Source organism: Bradyrhizobium sp. CCBAU 25360 (genome assembly GCF_028128695.1).
Taxonomy (GTDB): domain Bacteria; phylum Pseudomonadota; class Alphaproteobacteria; order Rhizobiales; family Xanthobacteraceae; genus Bradyrhizobium; species Bradyrhizobium ottawaense.
In genome coordinates this window covers 109,729-124,506 of the sequence record NZ_LBJA01000043.1, presented here as the reverse complement: position 1 = coordinate 124,506, position 14,778 = coordinate 109,729, and the positions used below count along the sequence as shown (strand labels likewise).

At 64.8% G+C, this 14,778-nt stretch carries 11 protein-coding genes; 8 read left to right on the top strand and 3 right to left on the bottom strand.

What is annotated here, in order from left to right:
* Positions 1 to 10: 10 nt before the first annotated feature.
* A complete protein-coding gene (locus XH81_RS27515; protein ID WP_028143134.1) occupies positions 11 to 811 on the bottom strand; it encodes an SDR family NAD(P)-dependent oxidoreductase in 801 nt (266 codons plus the stop codon).
* A gap of 248 nt (positions 812 to 1,059) precedes the next feature.
* On the opposite strand from XH81_RS27515, the gene XH81_RS27510 reads away from it, so the two are divergent.
* Genes XH81_RS27510 through cyoD form a run of 4 tightly spaced genes read left to right on the top strand, consistent with a single transcriptional unit; the run spans position 1,060 to position 4,907 of the window.
* Complete coding sequence (locus XH81_RS27510; protein ID WP_028143133.1) at positions 1,060 to 1,893, top strand: ubiquinol oxidase subunit II; 834 nt, start codon at positions 1,060 to 1,062, stop codon at positions 1,891 to 1,893.
* Complete coding sequence (gene cyoB, locus XH81_RS27505) at positions 1,883 to 3,883, top strand: cytochrome o ubiquinol oxidase subunit I (RefSeq protein ID WP_028143132.1); 2,001 nt, start codon at positions 1,883 to 1,885, stop codon at positions 3,881 to 3,883. The genes XH81_RS27510 and cyoB overlap by 11 nt, the downstream gene beginning before the upstream one ends.
* Positions 3,883 to 4,524 carry a cytochrome (ubi)quinol oxidase subunit III gene (locus tag XH81_RS27500; RefSeq protein WP_028143131.1) on the top strand — a complete coding sequence of 214 codons (642 nt, stop codon included), beginning with the start codon at positions 3,883 to 3,885 and terminating at the stop codon, positions 4,522 to 4,524. The genes cyoB and XH81_RS27500 overlap by 1 nt, the downstream gene beginning before the upstream one ends.
* Positions 4,521 to 4,907 (top strand): cytochrome o ubiquinol oxidase subunit IV, encoded by a 387-nt coding sequence (cyoD, locus tag XH81_RS27495; protein ID WP_028143130.1) that lies wholly within the window; start codon positions 4,521 to 4,523, stop codon positions 4,905 to 4,907. The genes XH81_RS27500 and cyoD overlap by 4 nt, the downstream gene beginning before the upstream one ends.
* A gap of 220 nt (positions 4,908 to 5,127) precedes the next feature.
* On the opposite strand, the gene XH81_RS27490 is transcribed toward cyoD, so the two are convergent.
* Positions 5,128 to 5,916 carry a thermonuclease family protein gene (locus XH81_RS27490; RefSeq protein WP_028143129.1) on the bottom strand — a complete coding sequence of 263 codons (789 nt, stop codon included), beginning with the start codon at positions 5,914 to 5,916 and terminating at the stop codon, positions 5,128 to 5,130.
* 200 nt (positions 5,917 to 6,116) lie between these two features.
* On the opposite strand from XH81_RS27490, the gene XH81_RS27485 reads away from it, so the two are divergent.
* The 4 genes from XH81_RS27485 (at position 6,117) to XH81_RS27470 (ending at position 11,065) form a co-directional block, all read left to right on the top strand.
* Positions 6,117 to 7,715, top strand: coding sequence for a GMC family oxidoreductase (locus XH81_RS27485; RefSeq protein WP_028143128.1), 1,599 nt, complete (start codon positions 6,117 to 6,119; stop codon positions 7,713 to 7,715).
* A 7-nt stretch (positions 7,716 to 7,722) separates the two neighbouring features.
* Positions 7,723 to 8,169 (top strand): hypothetical protein, encoded by a 447-nt coding sequence (locus XH81_RS27480; RefSeq protein ID WP_028143127.1) that lies wholly within the window; start codon positions 7,723 to 7,725, stop codon positions 8,167 to 8,169.
* 92 nt (positions 8,170 to 8,261) lie between these two features.
* Positions 8,262 to 9,281, top strand: coding sequence for a S1C family serine protease (locus XH81_RS27475; RefSeq protein ID WP_028143126.1), 1,020 nt, complete (start codon positions 8,262 to 8,264; stop codon positions 9,279 to 9,281).
* Positions 9,282 to 9,340: 59 nt separating this feature from the next.
* Positions 9,341 to 11,065, top strand: coding sequence for an FAD-dependent oxidoreductase (locus XH81_RS27470; RefSeq protein ID WP_028143125.1), 1,725 nt, complete (start codon positions 9,341 to 9,343; stop codon positions 11,063 to 11,065).
* A gap of 193 nt (positions 11,066 to 11,258) precedes the next feature.
* On the opposite strand, the gene XH81_RS27465 is transcribed toward XH81_RS27470, so the two are convergent.
* Entirely contained in the window at positions 11,259 to 14,735 is a 3,477-nt protein-coding gene (locus tag XH81_RS27465) for an indolepyruvate ferredoxin oxidoreductase family protein (RefSeq protein WP_097668998.1), read from the bottom strand.
* Between the last annotated feature and the right edge of the window lie 43 nt (positions 14,736 to 14,778).

Sequence of the window (14,778 nt, the reverse complement as noted above, 5' to 3'; positions counted from 1 at the left end):
CTCGCCTGACCTACCCCCGTCTCACGCTGGCTCCACCATCCACCGGCAGCGTCACGCCCGTAATGAAGTTCGCCTCATCCGACGCCAGAAACAGCGCGGCGTTGGCGACATCCCATCCGGTGCCCATCTTCCGACGCAGCGGCACCTTGCCGTCGCGTTCGGCTTCGACCTCGGCGCGGGTCTTGTGCCATTCACGGGCGCGGGTGTCGACGGCCATCGGTGTGTTCATCAGGCCAGGCAGGATGACGTTGGCGCGGATGCCGAATTCGGCGTTCTGGTAGGCGAGCTGTTCGGTGAAGGCGATCATCGCCGACTTCGTCGCCTTGTAGGCGACATAGGGATAATTCGTGATCGCCGCCATAGAGGAGATGTTGATGATGGCGCCGCTGCCCTGCGCGCGCATGATCGGGATCACCTCTTTCGCCGCCAGAATGCAGCTCTTCAGATTGATGGCGACGACGCGGTCGAACGCTTCCTCGGTCAATTGCAGCAGCTCGGCATCGCCGCCGGACAGGCTGACGCCGACATTGTTGTGCAGCACGTCGATCCGCCCCCAGCGCGACTGCGCGTCCTTAACCATCGCCTTGATGTCGGCCGACTTCGTGACGTCGGCCTTGAAGGCCGCGGCGGTGCCATGTTTCGCGGTGATCAACGCCACCGTTTCCTCCGCCGATTCCAGATGATGATCGACGCACAAGACCTTTGCGCCCTCGCGCGCGAAGGTCAGCGCGGTGGCGCGGCCATTGCCCATGCCTTCGCCGGGGCTCTGTCCGGCCCCGACGACGATGGCGACCTTGTCCTTCAAGCGCATCTCGGTTCACTCCCTGATCCGGACTTCCCATTATTTTCGTGCAGATTAGCAATCGCCCCGACCGGAGAGAAGGGCGCGGCTTTTGCGTTCATGTCATTGACATCGCATGGATTTGCATGTTGCGCCGGCCCAACGCGCATGGCTGGCCCTCGCGGTTCAGGAACCGTTCTGAGGTCGCCGCGTTTGTTGCGGAGCCTTTCCCGCGCTAGGCTCTGTCTTGGGGCTTCCCAACCGCCAGTGGCTTGCCGATGAATCTGCTCGACCCACAAGGGCCCGTGGCTGCGGCTAACAGCACGATTCTGGTCGATTCCGTCTTCATCATGCTCGTGATCGTGGTGCCGACCATTTTCGCGATTCTCGGTTTTGCGTTCTGGTTTCGCGCCTCGAATCCAAAAGCGCGCTACCAGCCTGACTTCGTCTATTCCGGCCGCGTCGAGATGGTGGTGTGGGCGATCCCTGCGCTCACCGTCATCCTGCTCGGCGGCGTCGCCTGGATCGGCTCGCATCAACTCGATCCCGCAGCACCGGTGCCGGGGACTGGAAGCCCGGTGCGCATTCAAGCGGTCTCGCTCGACTGGAAATGGCTGTTCATCTATCCGGACCAGCGCATCGCCACCGTCAACACGCTGACGGTGCCGGCCGGCGCCGAGCTGAACTTTCAGCTGACGTCGTCGAGCGTGATGAACACGTTCTTCATCCCGCAGCTCGGCAGCATGATCTACACCATGAACGGCATGGTGACGAAGCTGAACCTGCGCGCCGACAACGAAGGCAAGCTGCAGGGGTTGTCCGCGCATTTCTCCGGCGACGGCTTTCCCGACATGATGTTCGACGTCAACGTGGTCTCGCCGCTCGCCTTTCCGGAATGGGTGGCGACCACGGCGAAGACCGATGCCGTGCTGAATGAGGACAGCTACAAGAAGCTGATGCAGCAGGGCGTCGAGAAGGGCAGGCCGACCTACCGTCTCGACGATCCCCGGCTGTTCGATCTGATCGCAACCCAGCACATTCCGCCGGGACCGGGGCCGGAACTGCTCTCCGATGCAGGCCGTCCGCACAGTGGAGGCCACGATGCTCGGTAAGCTCGATTGGTCGGCCATTCCGTTCGATCAGCCCATCCCGCTGGTCGCGGGCGCAGTGGTGCTGGTCGCGATCCTGGGCGTGCTGATCTGGGTCGTGGTGAAGGGGCATCTGCCCTATCTCTGGAGCGAATGGATCACCAGCGTCGATCACAAGCGCATCGGCGTGATGTACATCCTGCTGGCCTCGGTGATGCTGCTGCGCGGTGGCAGCGACGCCATCATGATGCGGATCCAGCAGGCCGTCGCCTACCAGTCGCAGGGCTATCTGCCGCCGGAGCACTACAACCAGATCTTCTCGGCGCACGGTACCATCATGATCTTCTTCGTGGCGATGCCGTTCGTGATCGGGCTGATGAACCTGATCGTGCCGCTGCAGCTCGGCGTGCGCGACGTCGCTTTCCCGACGCTCAACTCGGTCGGGTTCTGGCTGACCGCGACCGGTGCGCTGCTGGTCAATCTCTCGCTCGTGGTCGGCGAGTTCGCGCGCACCGGGTGGCTCGCCTTTCCGCCGCTGTCGGAGCTGTCCTATTCGCCGGGCGTCGGCGTCGACTATTACGCCTGGTCGCTGCAGATATCCGGCGTCGGCACGCTGGTGGCCGGCATCAACCTCGTCACCACGGTGCTGAAGCTACGCACCAAGGGCATGAATTACCTGCGCATGCCGATGTTCTGCTGGACCACGCTGGCCTCGAACCTCCTCATCGTTGCAGCTTTTCCGATCCTTACCGCCACGCTCGCGATGCTGCTGCTCGACCGCTACCTCGGCTTCCACTTCTTCACCAACGAGGCCGGCGGCAACGTCATGATGTTCATGAACCTGATCTGGGCCTGGGGACATCCGGAGGTCTACATCCTCGTGCTGCCGGCCTTCGGCATCTTCTCCGAGGTGGTCTCGACCTTCTCCGGCAAGGGGCTGTTCGGCTATCGCTCGATGGTGCTTGCGACCATGGCGATCTGCGTCATTTCCTTCATGGTCTGGCTGCATCATTTCTTCACGATGGGCGCGGGGCCGGACGTCAATGCCATCTTCGGCATCGCCAGCATGATCATCGCGGTGCCGACGGGCGTGAAGATCTACAATTGGCTGTTCACGATGTATGGCGGCCGCATCCGCTTCGCGACGCCCATGCTGTGGGCGGTCGGCTTCATGGTGACCTTCATCGTCGGCGGATTGACGGGCGTCCTGCTCGCGGTGCCGCCGGCCGACTTCATGCTTCACAACAGCATGTTCCTGGTGGCGCATTTCCACAACGTCATCATCGGCGGCGTGCTGTTCGGCGCCTTTGCCGGCTTCGAATACTGGTTTCCGAAGGCGTTTGGTTTTCGTCTCGACGAACGCTGGGGCAAGCTGGCGTTCTGGTTCACCTTCCTCGGCTTCTTCATCACTTTCATCCCGCTCTACATTGCCGGCATGCTCGGCATGACCCGGCGCATGCAGCATTACGACGTCGCGGCGTGGCGGCCCTGGATGATCGTTGCAGCAATTGGCATGGCCGTGCTGACGATCGGGGTGATCTGCCAGATCGTGCAACTCGTGGTCAGCATCCGCAACCGCGAGTCGCTGCGCGACCGCACCGGCGATCCCTGGGACGGCCGTTCGCTGGAATGGGCGACCTCGTCGCCGCCGCCGGTGTTCAACTTCGCCTTCAATCCCGACGTGCGCGGCGAGGACGCCTATTGGGACATGAAAGTCCATGCCCAGCAGCAATCGCTCGAACGCGACAGGCCGGAATACCAGGACATCGAGATGCCCCGGAATTCCCCGACCGGCTTCGTCTGCGCGTTCTTCGCCACCGTCATGGGCTTTGCGCTGATCTGGCATATCTGGTGGATGGTGATCCTGGGCGGGATCGGCGCGTTCGCGACCTTCGTCGTGTTCGCCTGGCGCGACCACGACGAATACGTCATTCCCGCGCAGGAGGTCGCCGCGATTGACCGCATCAATCTCGAGGAACGACGCAGCCTCGTCAGCATGGCGGGGCCGGTCTGATGGCGATGACCGCGACCGCCGGCCATGCGCATGCCGATCCCCATCACATCGGGCTCGTCATCGAGCATCCCGGACCCGCTTCGAAGCGGATCGTGACCGCCTACGGCTTCTGGGTCTTCCTGCTGTCCGACATCGTGATGTTCTCCTGCTTCTTCGCGGCCTATGCGGTGCTGTCTGGGCAGACGGCCGGCGGCCCGAAGGGCTCTGAGATCTTCGAGCAGAGGAATGTCGCGATCGAGACGGTCTGCCTGCTGTTGTCGAGTTTTACCTGCGGCATGGCCAGCATTGCCGCCGATGTGCGCAACCGGTTCTGGTTCTATCTCGGCATGGCCGTGACTTGTCTGTTGGGACTCATATTCCTGACAATCGAATTCCGCGAATTCGCCGATCTCATCGCGCGCGGCTATGGCCCGTCGCGCAGCGCGTTCCTGACCGCGTTTTTCTCGCTGGTCGGCTGCCACGGCCTGCATGTCTCGGCCGGCGTGCTGTGGCTCCTCACCATGATGGCCCAGGTGTTCGCGAAAGGCTTTCGCGCCGACGTCCTGCGCCGGATGATGTGCTTTGCGCTGTTCTGGCACGCGCTCGACATCGTCTGGGTCGGGGTGTTCTCCGTCGTCTATTTGCTTGGGAGTGCCGCATGAGCGATCAGAGCCACGCGCGGAGCGACCACGACCTCGCGCCGGGCGAGGAAGAGCAACACAGTGTCGGCACCCGTATTCTCGGCTACGTCGTCGGCCTTGTCCTGGCGCTGCTGCTCACGGCGATGTCGTTCTTCATCGCCGGCACCGATCTGGTCTGGCAGCCCTCCATCCCGGTTGCGTTGATCGTGCTGGCGATCGCGCAGATGGGGGTCCATCTGGTGTTCTTCCTGCACATCACGACCGGTCCCGACAACACCAACAACGTGCTGGCGCTGGCCTTCGGCCTGCTGGTGGTCTTCCTGGTGGTGGGCGGCACGGTCTGGATCATGGCGCATCTGAATGCGAACATGCCGCCGATGGACCAGATCATGCGGATGCAGTGATAGAGCCGCCCAAGAAAGAAGAGCCGCTTGTTGTGACAAGCGGCCCAAGTCTAGGGAGGAAACGCCCAAGCAGGGCAATCGGGCCGGAGCCGGATTGCTGCCAAGGAAACGCTCGCGCAAGCGCTTGCGTTACCTTTATGAGTGCAGCAACTCGCAAAGGAGTTCAATTCCGGATCAATACGGTCCCGGACTACTACTCACGGATGCGTGAGGGAATTATTCACTTCGGCCGACGGCAGTTATAGGCCTTGCGGAAGCCGGCCGCCTGGGCGTCGTCCTCCGAACAGAACCAGCGGTCCGGCTTGGTGGTCGCCGGGTAGCTCGGGCAACCCCGCAAATGATAGATGCCGATATTGCCGGTGACGCGTGCGCGCACCGCGAGCTTTCCCTTGATGCTGCAACTCGGCGGCATCGTCAGCTCCTCCGGGAACAGCACGGCACGAATTTCCTTGTCGCGGTCCGGGCGGCAGGCGGCGCCCAGCAGTGCGCCGTCCTTCTTGCCCGCGCGGAAGTCTTGCGGTGCAACAAAACAGCCCTTCCAGATCCCGGCGGCAGCTGACTTGGCCTCGGCCACGGCCGGCTTGACGTTCGCCTTGATCGGCTCCCGCGCAACGGCAAAGCCGAGCTTGACCAGCTGTTCGTTCAAGCTGGCCTTGTCGCCCTCGGCCGTGCAGATCGCCCGGTGCCGTTTGCCAAAACTCTTCTCCGGCCCGACATCGTCACAGCGCACGGAGCGCTTGTTGATCAGCTTCGCCAGCTGGTCGCGAGCCTCGATGCCGCAGGTCCAGGGATCGGCGTGGTCGTCGATGCAGACCTGGTCGAGCTCGGGCGCGTCGACGCCGTCGAGCCGGTAGGTAACGTCGCCAAGCTGGATGGAGTTGCCGTCGCGGACTGTCGCGGCGGCGGTCAGCGCGGAAGCCGGCTCGGAAGACGCCAGAACTCCGGACAAGGCGAAAAAGAAAACGAGCGCAAAGGCGCGGGCGGCGGCAAAGACATTTCGGAAGGACATACGGTCTCGCTATCGATTGCTCGTGCGCCTGTTCCTAGCATCCGGATGTGGCGATACCAATGGTCTGCACCCTGCGAAGTGCGACATTCCGGCCCCGCGGCTTTACTCCCCGCCCGCTCTGACCCTATCGTTCGCGGGCCTTGCGGACCGTGCAGGCCGAATCGCCCGGGAAGCGGCGAGGGCGGGAGGAAAAGGTTGCGATGAAAGACCCCGTGGACGTGCTGATCATCGGCGCCGGCGCTTCGGGCGCGGCGGTGGCGTGGTCGCTGGCCGAGACCAAGATGCACATTCTCTGCCTGGAGCAGGGCGGCTGGATGAACCCGGCGGAATATCCCAGCACCGGCCGCGACTGGGAAGCCAAGTTCTACGGCGAGTGGTCGTCGAGCCCGAATATCCGCGGCCGGCCCGAGGACTATCCGATCAACGACGACAATTCGCCGATCAAGGTCGTGAACTACAATGCGGTCGGCGGCTCCACGGTGATGTACACCGCGCACTGGCCGCGGCTGCATCCCTCCGATTTCAAGGTGCGGACGCTGGACGGCGTCGCAGACGACTGGCCGATCGACTACGACACGCTGACCCCGTTCTTCGAGGAGAACGACCGGATCATGGGCACGTCGGGCTTGTCAGGCGATCCGCTCTCGCCGCTGACGCATCCGCCGATGCCGCAACAGCCGCTCGGATTGTCCGGCGCCATCATCGGCAAGGCCATGAACAAGCTCGGCTGGCACTGGTGGCCGTCAGACACGACGGTCGCGACGATGGATTATGAGGGCCGGGCGCGATGCATCAATCTCGGCCATTGCACGCCGGCCTGCGCGCAGGGCGCGAAATCCTCCACCGACATCACCTATTGGCCGCAGGCGATTCGCGCCGGCGTCGAGCTGCGCACTCATTGCCGGGTGCGCGAGATCACCACCGACGAGAACGGTATGGCTTCGGGCGCGGTCTATTACGACAAGGACGGCATCGAGCAGTTCCAACCCGCGCATGTCGTCATCATTGCCTGCAACGGCGTCGGCACGCCGCGGCTATTGCTGAATTCAGCGTCTTCGCGCTTTCCGAACGGCCTTGCCAATTCGTCGGGCCTCGTCGGCAAGAACTTGATGTTCCATCCTTACGCGCAGATCTACGGCTATGTAAAAGAACCGACCGATAGCAACCGCGCGCCGCCGACCTGCCTGTGGAGCAAGGAGTGGTACGACACGGACCCCTCGCGTGGCTTCGTGCGCGGATATGGCGTTCAGTTCGTGCGCGGGGCAGGGCCGGTGTTCGAGGCTGTCGTCAGCGAGCAAAAGGGCATTCTGCCCTGGGGCGAAGATCATCACCGCGTCTTCCGCAAGCTGAACGGCCACCGGCTCGGATTTTCCGCGATCTGTGAGGATCTGCCGGAGGAGCATAATCGCGTCACGCTCGATCCCGTCCTGAAAGACAGCCACGGCATTCCCGCGCCGAAGATCGACTACACCATCAGCGAGAACAGCCGGAAGATGATGGAACATGCGCTGGCGCGTGGCCGGGAGGTTTTGGAGACCGCGGGCGCCACCGATATCTGCATCAACTCGCCGATCCCCTGGGGCGGTTGGCACCTGCTCGGCACCGCGCGGATGGGGACCGATCCCAAGAGCTCCGTGGTCAATGAATGGGGCCGCACGCACGACGTCAAGAATCTCTTCATCGTCGACGGCAGCATTTTTGTCACGTCAGGCGGCGTGAACCCGACCTCCACCATCCAAGCCCTCGCGCTCTACATCGCCGACCAGATGAAGCAGCGCCTCGCCAATTTGTTTGATTAAGGCCGCCATGTCCGCAGACAATCTCACGCGCACCCAACGCGACGACCTCCGCAGCATCGCCGCGATGATCGTTCCCGCCAGCGACGAGTACAAGGTGCCCGGCGCCGACGATCCCGCGATCCAGGCAGATATGCTCGCAACGCTTGGCCGCGATACCAAATTGGTCGCGGCCGCGCTGGATGATCTGGCGCGGCTGGCAGGAGCGCCGCTCGCCGAGCTCGATGCCGCCAGGCGCGATGCGGTGGCGCAGGAGTTTCGCAAACACGGCGGCGTCGCCGCCGCGACGCTCGTCCGCGTCGTGCTGCAATGCTACTACCGCGACGACCGCGTGCTGGGTGCGCTGGGGATCGAACTGCGGGCGCCATTCCCGAAGGGCCATGTGCTTCCGGATGGAGACTGGTCGCTGCTCGACCCGGTGAAGGCGAGGGCCGGTACGCTCAGGCGGGCGCCCTAGCCATCTGGGCAGTCCAGCCCTGCGCGCCCGGCTGGCACCTTGCGCGGCCGGGCACAGGCCACCATCTGTGTGAGCCTTCAAGGACTCTTGCCATGCTGGATTTCACCTCAGATATCGTCGATGACGCCGCGTCATCGCGAACGACGGCATCTGCGCCGGCCGATGACCGGGCGTTGCTGGACGCCTATTCCAATGCCGTGATCGATGTGACCGACCGGGTCGGCCCCGCGGTCGTGCGTGTCGAGACCGGGCCAAAAGTGCCGAACGGCCGTGAGCGCGGCGGACTCGGCTCGGGCATCGTGATCTCACCTGATGGCCTCGTCCTCACCAACAGCCACGTGGTCGGCACGTCGAAGGAGATCCGGCTGCGCGACGTCGAGGGCCATGTCGGCGAGGCCCAGGTGCTCGGCGTCGATCCCGACACCGACCTCGCGTTGCTGCGCGCCAATGGCGTGCGCGACTTACCCTATGCCGCGCTCGGCAACTCCAAGACCTTGCGCCGCGGGCAGCTCGTGATCGCGATCGGCAATCCGCTCGGCTTCGAATCGACCGTGACTGCCGGCGTGGTCTCGGCGCTCGGCCGCTCGATCCGCTCGGTCAGCGGCCGCACCATCGAGGACGTGATCCAGACCGATGCCGCGCTCAACCCCGGCAATTCCGGCGGCCCGCTGCTGTCGTCGAATGCCGAGGTGATCGGCATCAACACCGCCATCATCAACGGCGCGCAAGGCATCTGCTTCGCGGTTGCCAGCAATACCGCGCAATTCGTGCTGTCGGAGATCATCCGCCACGGCTATGTCCGCCGCGCCTATATCGGCGTCGCCGGACAGACCGCGCCGGTGCCGCGGCGGCATGCGGTGCTGGCCGGCATCGAAAACAAGATGGGCGCGCTGCTCGCGCAGATCGAGCCGGACGGTCCGGCGGCGAAGGCGGGACTGTTGCCCGGCGACGTCGTGATCAGGCTCGACGGCGTCGAGATCAACGGCGTCGACGATCTGATCCGCGTGCTCGATCGCGACCGGATCGGCCGGCGCCTCGCCTTGGACGTGCTGCGGCTCGGCCGCCTGCGGGCGATCGACATCGATCCGATCGAGCGTAAGCCGCAGCGCTAGCGTCGGCCCCTCCGGGCGAGGTATGACGGTGTCATGCCTCGTCCCCGGAAACCCGCCGCATGATGCCGGCGCATGAGACCTACGACGTCATTGTCATCGGCGCCGGTGCCGGTGGCATGACGGCGGCGGCCGTTGCCGCTGCGCAGGGCCTGCGCGTGCTGGTGATCGAGAAGACCGCGTTCGTCGGCGGCACCACCGCGTGGTCCGGCGGCATGGTCTGGATCCCCGCCAATGCTAAGATGAAGGAGGCCGGGCTCTCCGACAGCGTCGCGGATGCCGTCCAATATCTGTCGAGCACGGTGCCCGAGCCCGCCAATGCCGGCCTGCGTGCCGCCTTCCTCGCGCGCGGGCCCGAGGCGATCGCCTATCTCGAAGCCAACACGGAAGTTCGTCTCCAGCCGGTGAAGACCTGTCCGGATTGTTATCCGGAGCGGCTGGGCGCAACGTCTGGCGGCCGCGTGCTGGAGCCGGTCGGTTTCGCTGGCACGCGGCTCGGCGCCGCTTTTGCGCGATTGCGGCCACCGCTGCCGGAGTTCACCCTGTTCGGCGGGATGATGGTCAATCCTCTCGACGTTCCGCATTTGCGCAGCGTTGGAAAATCGCTGCGCTCGACCATGCGCGCGGCGCGGCTGGTCTCTCGATATGCGCTGCAGCGGCTGCGCAGCCCGCGCGGAACGTCGCTGCATCTCGGCAACGCACTTGCCGCGCAGCTCTATGCTTCGCTGCTGGCGCGGCAGGTCGAAGTTCTCTTCAGCGCCGACGTCGAAGACCTCTCGATGCAGGGCGAACGCGTCAGCGGCGTGGTGATCCGTCATGGCTCCCGCGATCGGCCCATCGCAGCGCGCCGCGGCGTGGTGCTGGCGACCGGCGGCTTTTCGCACGATTCGAGCTTGCGCAAGCGCTTCTTCCCGGCGGCGGCTGGATTTGTCTCGGCGACCAACCCCTCCAGCACCGGCGACGGACTTCGGCTCGCGGCAACGACTGGTGCCGCGCTCAATACGGACGCGACCAGCCCGGCCTATTGGGTGCCGGCCTCGCTGTTCCGCCGCGCCGACGGCAGCCGCGGCGTGTTCCCGCACCTTGTGACCGACCGCGCCAAGCCCGGTGTGATCGCCGTCAACGCAGCGGGCCGGCGTTTCGTCAACGAGGCGCTGTCCCACCACGAGTTCGTGCTCGCCATGCTCCGTCATGGCGATGGCGAGCCGGACCGGCCGTTCTATTTGATCTGCGACCGCCGGTTCCTGTGGGCTTACGGCCTCGGCCGCATCAAGCCGTTCACGCGCAGCTATCGGCGCTATGTGGCGAGCGGCGAGTTGGTCGAGGCGCCTGATATCGCGGGGCTCGCGGCGAAGATCGGCGTCCAGCCGCCGGTGCTGGCGGCGACGGTCGCGAGCTACAACGAAGGCGCGAAGGAGGGGCGCGATGGCGAATTCGGCCGCGGCAGCACCATCTACCAGCGCCATCTCGGCGATATCAGCCACAAGCCCAATCCCTGCGTTGCGCCGATCGTCCGCGCGCCGTTGTTCGCGATGCGCATCCATCCGGCTGATCTCGGCACGGCCATCGGCATGAAGGTCGATGCGCAAGCCCGTGTGCTGCGCGAGGACGGCACGCCGATCGCCGGCCTCTACGCCTGCGGCAACGACATGGGCTCGATCATGAACGGCAATTATCCGGCGCCGGGGATCACGTTAGGGCCGGCGCTGACGTTCGGGTATATTGCGGGGCGGCACCTGGCGGAGGGGGCGATGATAGCGCCGAGTGCTGCGAAGGCGGTTGTCTGAGGAGCGCACCCGCTATATCCGCGCCATTGCGAGCGTAGCGACTTGTCCGCCGAAGCCTTGGCGATGGCGGAAGCAATCCAGAATCCTTCGTGGAGGCAGTCTGGATTGCTTCGTCGCATCAGCGCAAAATTGCTGCGCAATTTTGTCGCGAGCTCCTCGCAATGACGCGTGGAGAGAGCTTGCGTCCTCACCGCTACTCCGCCGCCGCCGCAAAACGGCTGTTCTCCAGCTCCGCCTCCAGCCGCGCCGTCTCGGCCGCTGCCAGCTTGATATTGGCCTCCTTGACGTGGCCGAAGCCTCGGATCGTCTCGGGCACCCTCGCGAGCCTTGCCAGCAGCGGGATCTGCTCTGCCTTCAAACCCGCGATCCGCTGATCGATCATGCCGAGATAATCTTCAACCAGCTTCCGCTCCTTCCGGCGCTCCTCGGTGCGGCCGAACGGATCGAGCGCGCTGCCACGCAGGAATTTAAGCTTGGCGAGAACGCGGAAGGCATGGATCATCCAGCCGCCGAACTCCTGCTTCTGCAGCCGGCCTGTCGTCTTGTCGCGCTTCGCGAAGATCGGCGGCGCCAAATGGTATTTCAGGGTGAAGTCGCCGTCGAATTTTTCGGACACCTTGTTAGCAAAGCTGCCGTCGGTGTAGAGCCGCGCGACCTCGTACTCATCCTTGTAGGACATCAGCTTGAACAGGTTTTTCGCGACGGCCTCGGTCAGCTCGGTTGACGCTGGCGAAGCCGCACTCTCGGCTTGGCGCACCTTGGCAACAGCCGCGAGGTAGCGGCCGGCATAGGCTTTGTCCTGATAGCTGGTCAAGAACGCCGCGCGGGTGGCGATGATGTCGTCGAGCGACTTCACAGGCGCGGATGCACGGCTCTTGAACTGGAGCACGCTGCGCACCCGCGACATGTCGTGGGCGGCCATGCGCCCCCAGGTGAAGGCGAGCTTGTTCATCTCGATCGCGGCGCCGTTGATTTCGATGGCGCGCAGCAGTGCTTCCAGCGACAGCGGGATCGCGCCCTTCTGGAAGGCAAAGCCGAGCATGAAGGGGTTGGTCGCGATGCTGTCGCCCAACAGCGCGGCGGCAATGCCGGTGGCATCGATGATATCGAGGTTCTTGTCGCCGACGGCGTCGCGCAGCACCGTCTGCATCGTGCCCATCTCGAAGTCGAGATCGGGATTTTGCACGAAGCTCGCGGTCGGCTGCAGGTCGGCGTTGATATAGGCTTTGGTCACGCCACGTTCGGCGCGGCTGAGCGCGGTGGGGCCGGCCGAGACGATCATGTCGCAGCCGAGGATGACGTCGGCGCCGCCCGTGGTGATGCGGACCGCGGAGATATCCTCCGGCCTCCGTGCGATGCGGACATGGCTCATCACGGCACCGTTCTTTTGCGACAGGCCGGTGAAGTCGAGCGCCGAGCAGCCGCGGCCGTCGACATGGGCGGCCATGCCGAGCAGCGCGCCGATGGTGATGACGCCGGTGCCGCCGATGCCGGTGACGAGGATGTTGTAGGGCGCGTCCAGCTCGCGTGCGGGCGGCAGCGGCAGGTCGGCGAAGAGCTGGCCTGAATCGACGGCCGAAGTCTTCATGCGCTTGAGCGAACCGCCATGGACGGTCACGAAACTTGGGCAGAAACCCTCGACGCAGGAAAAGTCCTTGTTGCAGTTCGACTGGTCGATCTGGCGCTTGCGGCCGAACTCGGTCTCGAGCGGTTGCACCGAGACGCAGTTGGAGGCCTGCGAACAGTCGCCGCAGCCTTCGCAGACCAGCTCATTGATGAAGGCGCGCTTGGCGGGATCGGGATAGAGCCCGCGCTTGCGGCGGCGGCGCTTTTCCGCCGCGCAGGTCTGGTCGTAGATGATGACCGTGAGACCCTTGATGTCGCGCAGGTCGCGCTGCACGGCATCGAGTTCGCGGCGATGGTGGATGGTCGCGCCTTGCGGGAAGTAGTTTCCTTGCGGGTACTTGCCCGGATCGTCCGAGACGATCGCCAGGCGCTTGACGCCCTCGGCCCAGACCTGATGCGCGATCTGCGCGACATTGAAGGCGCCTTCGGCGGGCTGGCCGCCGGTCATCGCGACGGCGTCGTTGTAGAGGATCTTGTAGGTGATGTTGATGCCGGCGGCGGAGGCGGCGCGAAGCGCAAGCAGGCCGGAATGGGTGTAGGTGCCGTCGCCGAGATTCTGGAAGATGTGCTTCTCGCTCGTGAAGGGCGACTGGCCGATCCAGTTCACGCCCTCGGCGCCCATATGCGAGATCAGATCGGTGCGGCGGGTCGGCATGCTCAGGGCCATGCCGTGGCAGCCGATGCCGGCCATGGCGCGGCTGCCTTCGGGCACGCGCGTCGAAGTGTTGTGCGGGCAGCCCGAGCAGAAGAACGGCGTGCGCGCGAGCTTGATCTGCGTGTTGGCGGTGACCGGATTGTCGAAGGCCTCCAGCCGCGCGAGCCGCTGCTCCAGCACCGGGCTGTGATGGCCGAGCTTGCGCAGCCGTGCCACCAGCGCGCCCGCGACGATGGTCGGCGTCAGTTCGCCTTCGCTCGGCAGCAGTGGCGCGCCGCGCTCGTCGCGTTTTCCAGTGACGGTCGGGCGTCTGGACGCATCGATATTGTAGAGGATGCGCATCAGCTGGTCTTCAATGAATCCGCGCTTCTCCTCGACCACGAGCACGTCTTGCAGACCCTCGGCGAAACGCTTGGCGCCGCTCTCCTCCAGCGGCCAGGTCAGCGCGACCTTGTAGATGCGAAGGCCCAGATCCTGCGCGTCCTTGTCGGTGATGCCGAGATCAGCCAGCGCCTGGCGCAGATCGAGATAGGCCTTGCCGGTCGCGACGATGCCGAGCCGCGCCGGCTTTGAATCGAGCACGATGCGGTCGAGCTGGTTGGCGCGCGCGAAGGCCTGCACTGCGGCCATTTTCGGGCCGAACAGGCGCCGCTCCGCCTCCAGCGGCGGATCGGGCCAGCGGATGTTGAGGCCGCCGGGTGGCATCTCGAAATCGTCGGGTAGCACGATCCTGATGCGTTCAGGGTCGCTGTCGATCGACGCCGAGCTTTCCACGGTCTCGCTGATGGCCTTGAAGCCGACCCAGCAGCCGGAGAAGCGCGACAGCGCGAACCCATAGAGACCGAGATCGAGATAATCCTGCAGCGTCGCCGGATTGATTACGGGGATCAGCGCGGCCGCGAACACCTGCTCGCTCTGATGCGCCAGCGTCGAGGACTGGCAGCCATGGTCGTCGCCGGCCAGCGCGAGCACTCCGCCATTGAGTGACGTGCCGGCCGCATTGGCGTGCTTGAGCGCATCGACCGAGCGATCGACGCCGGGGCCCTTGCCGTACCAGATGCCGAACACGCCATCGACCTTGGCGCCGGGAAACAGCCCGACCTGCTGGCTGCCCCAGACCGCGGTTGCAGCCAGATCCTCGTTCAGGCCAGGGACGAAGGCGATGTCGTGCTGCTGGAGGTGCGACTTCGCGCGCCACAACGCGTGGTCGTACATGCCGAGCGGGGAGCCGCGATAGCCGGAGATGAATCCGCCGGTGTTGAGACCCTGGAGCCGGTCGCGTTCGCGCTGCAACATCGGCAAGCGAACCAGAGCCTGTGTACCGGACAGGAAGATCCGCTTCGATTCGAGCCGGTATTTGTCGTCCAGCTCGACCTGCAACAGCGTCATGTCGGGGATCCTTGTTGTCCTGGTCCGGCGAGGGATTTTGCGC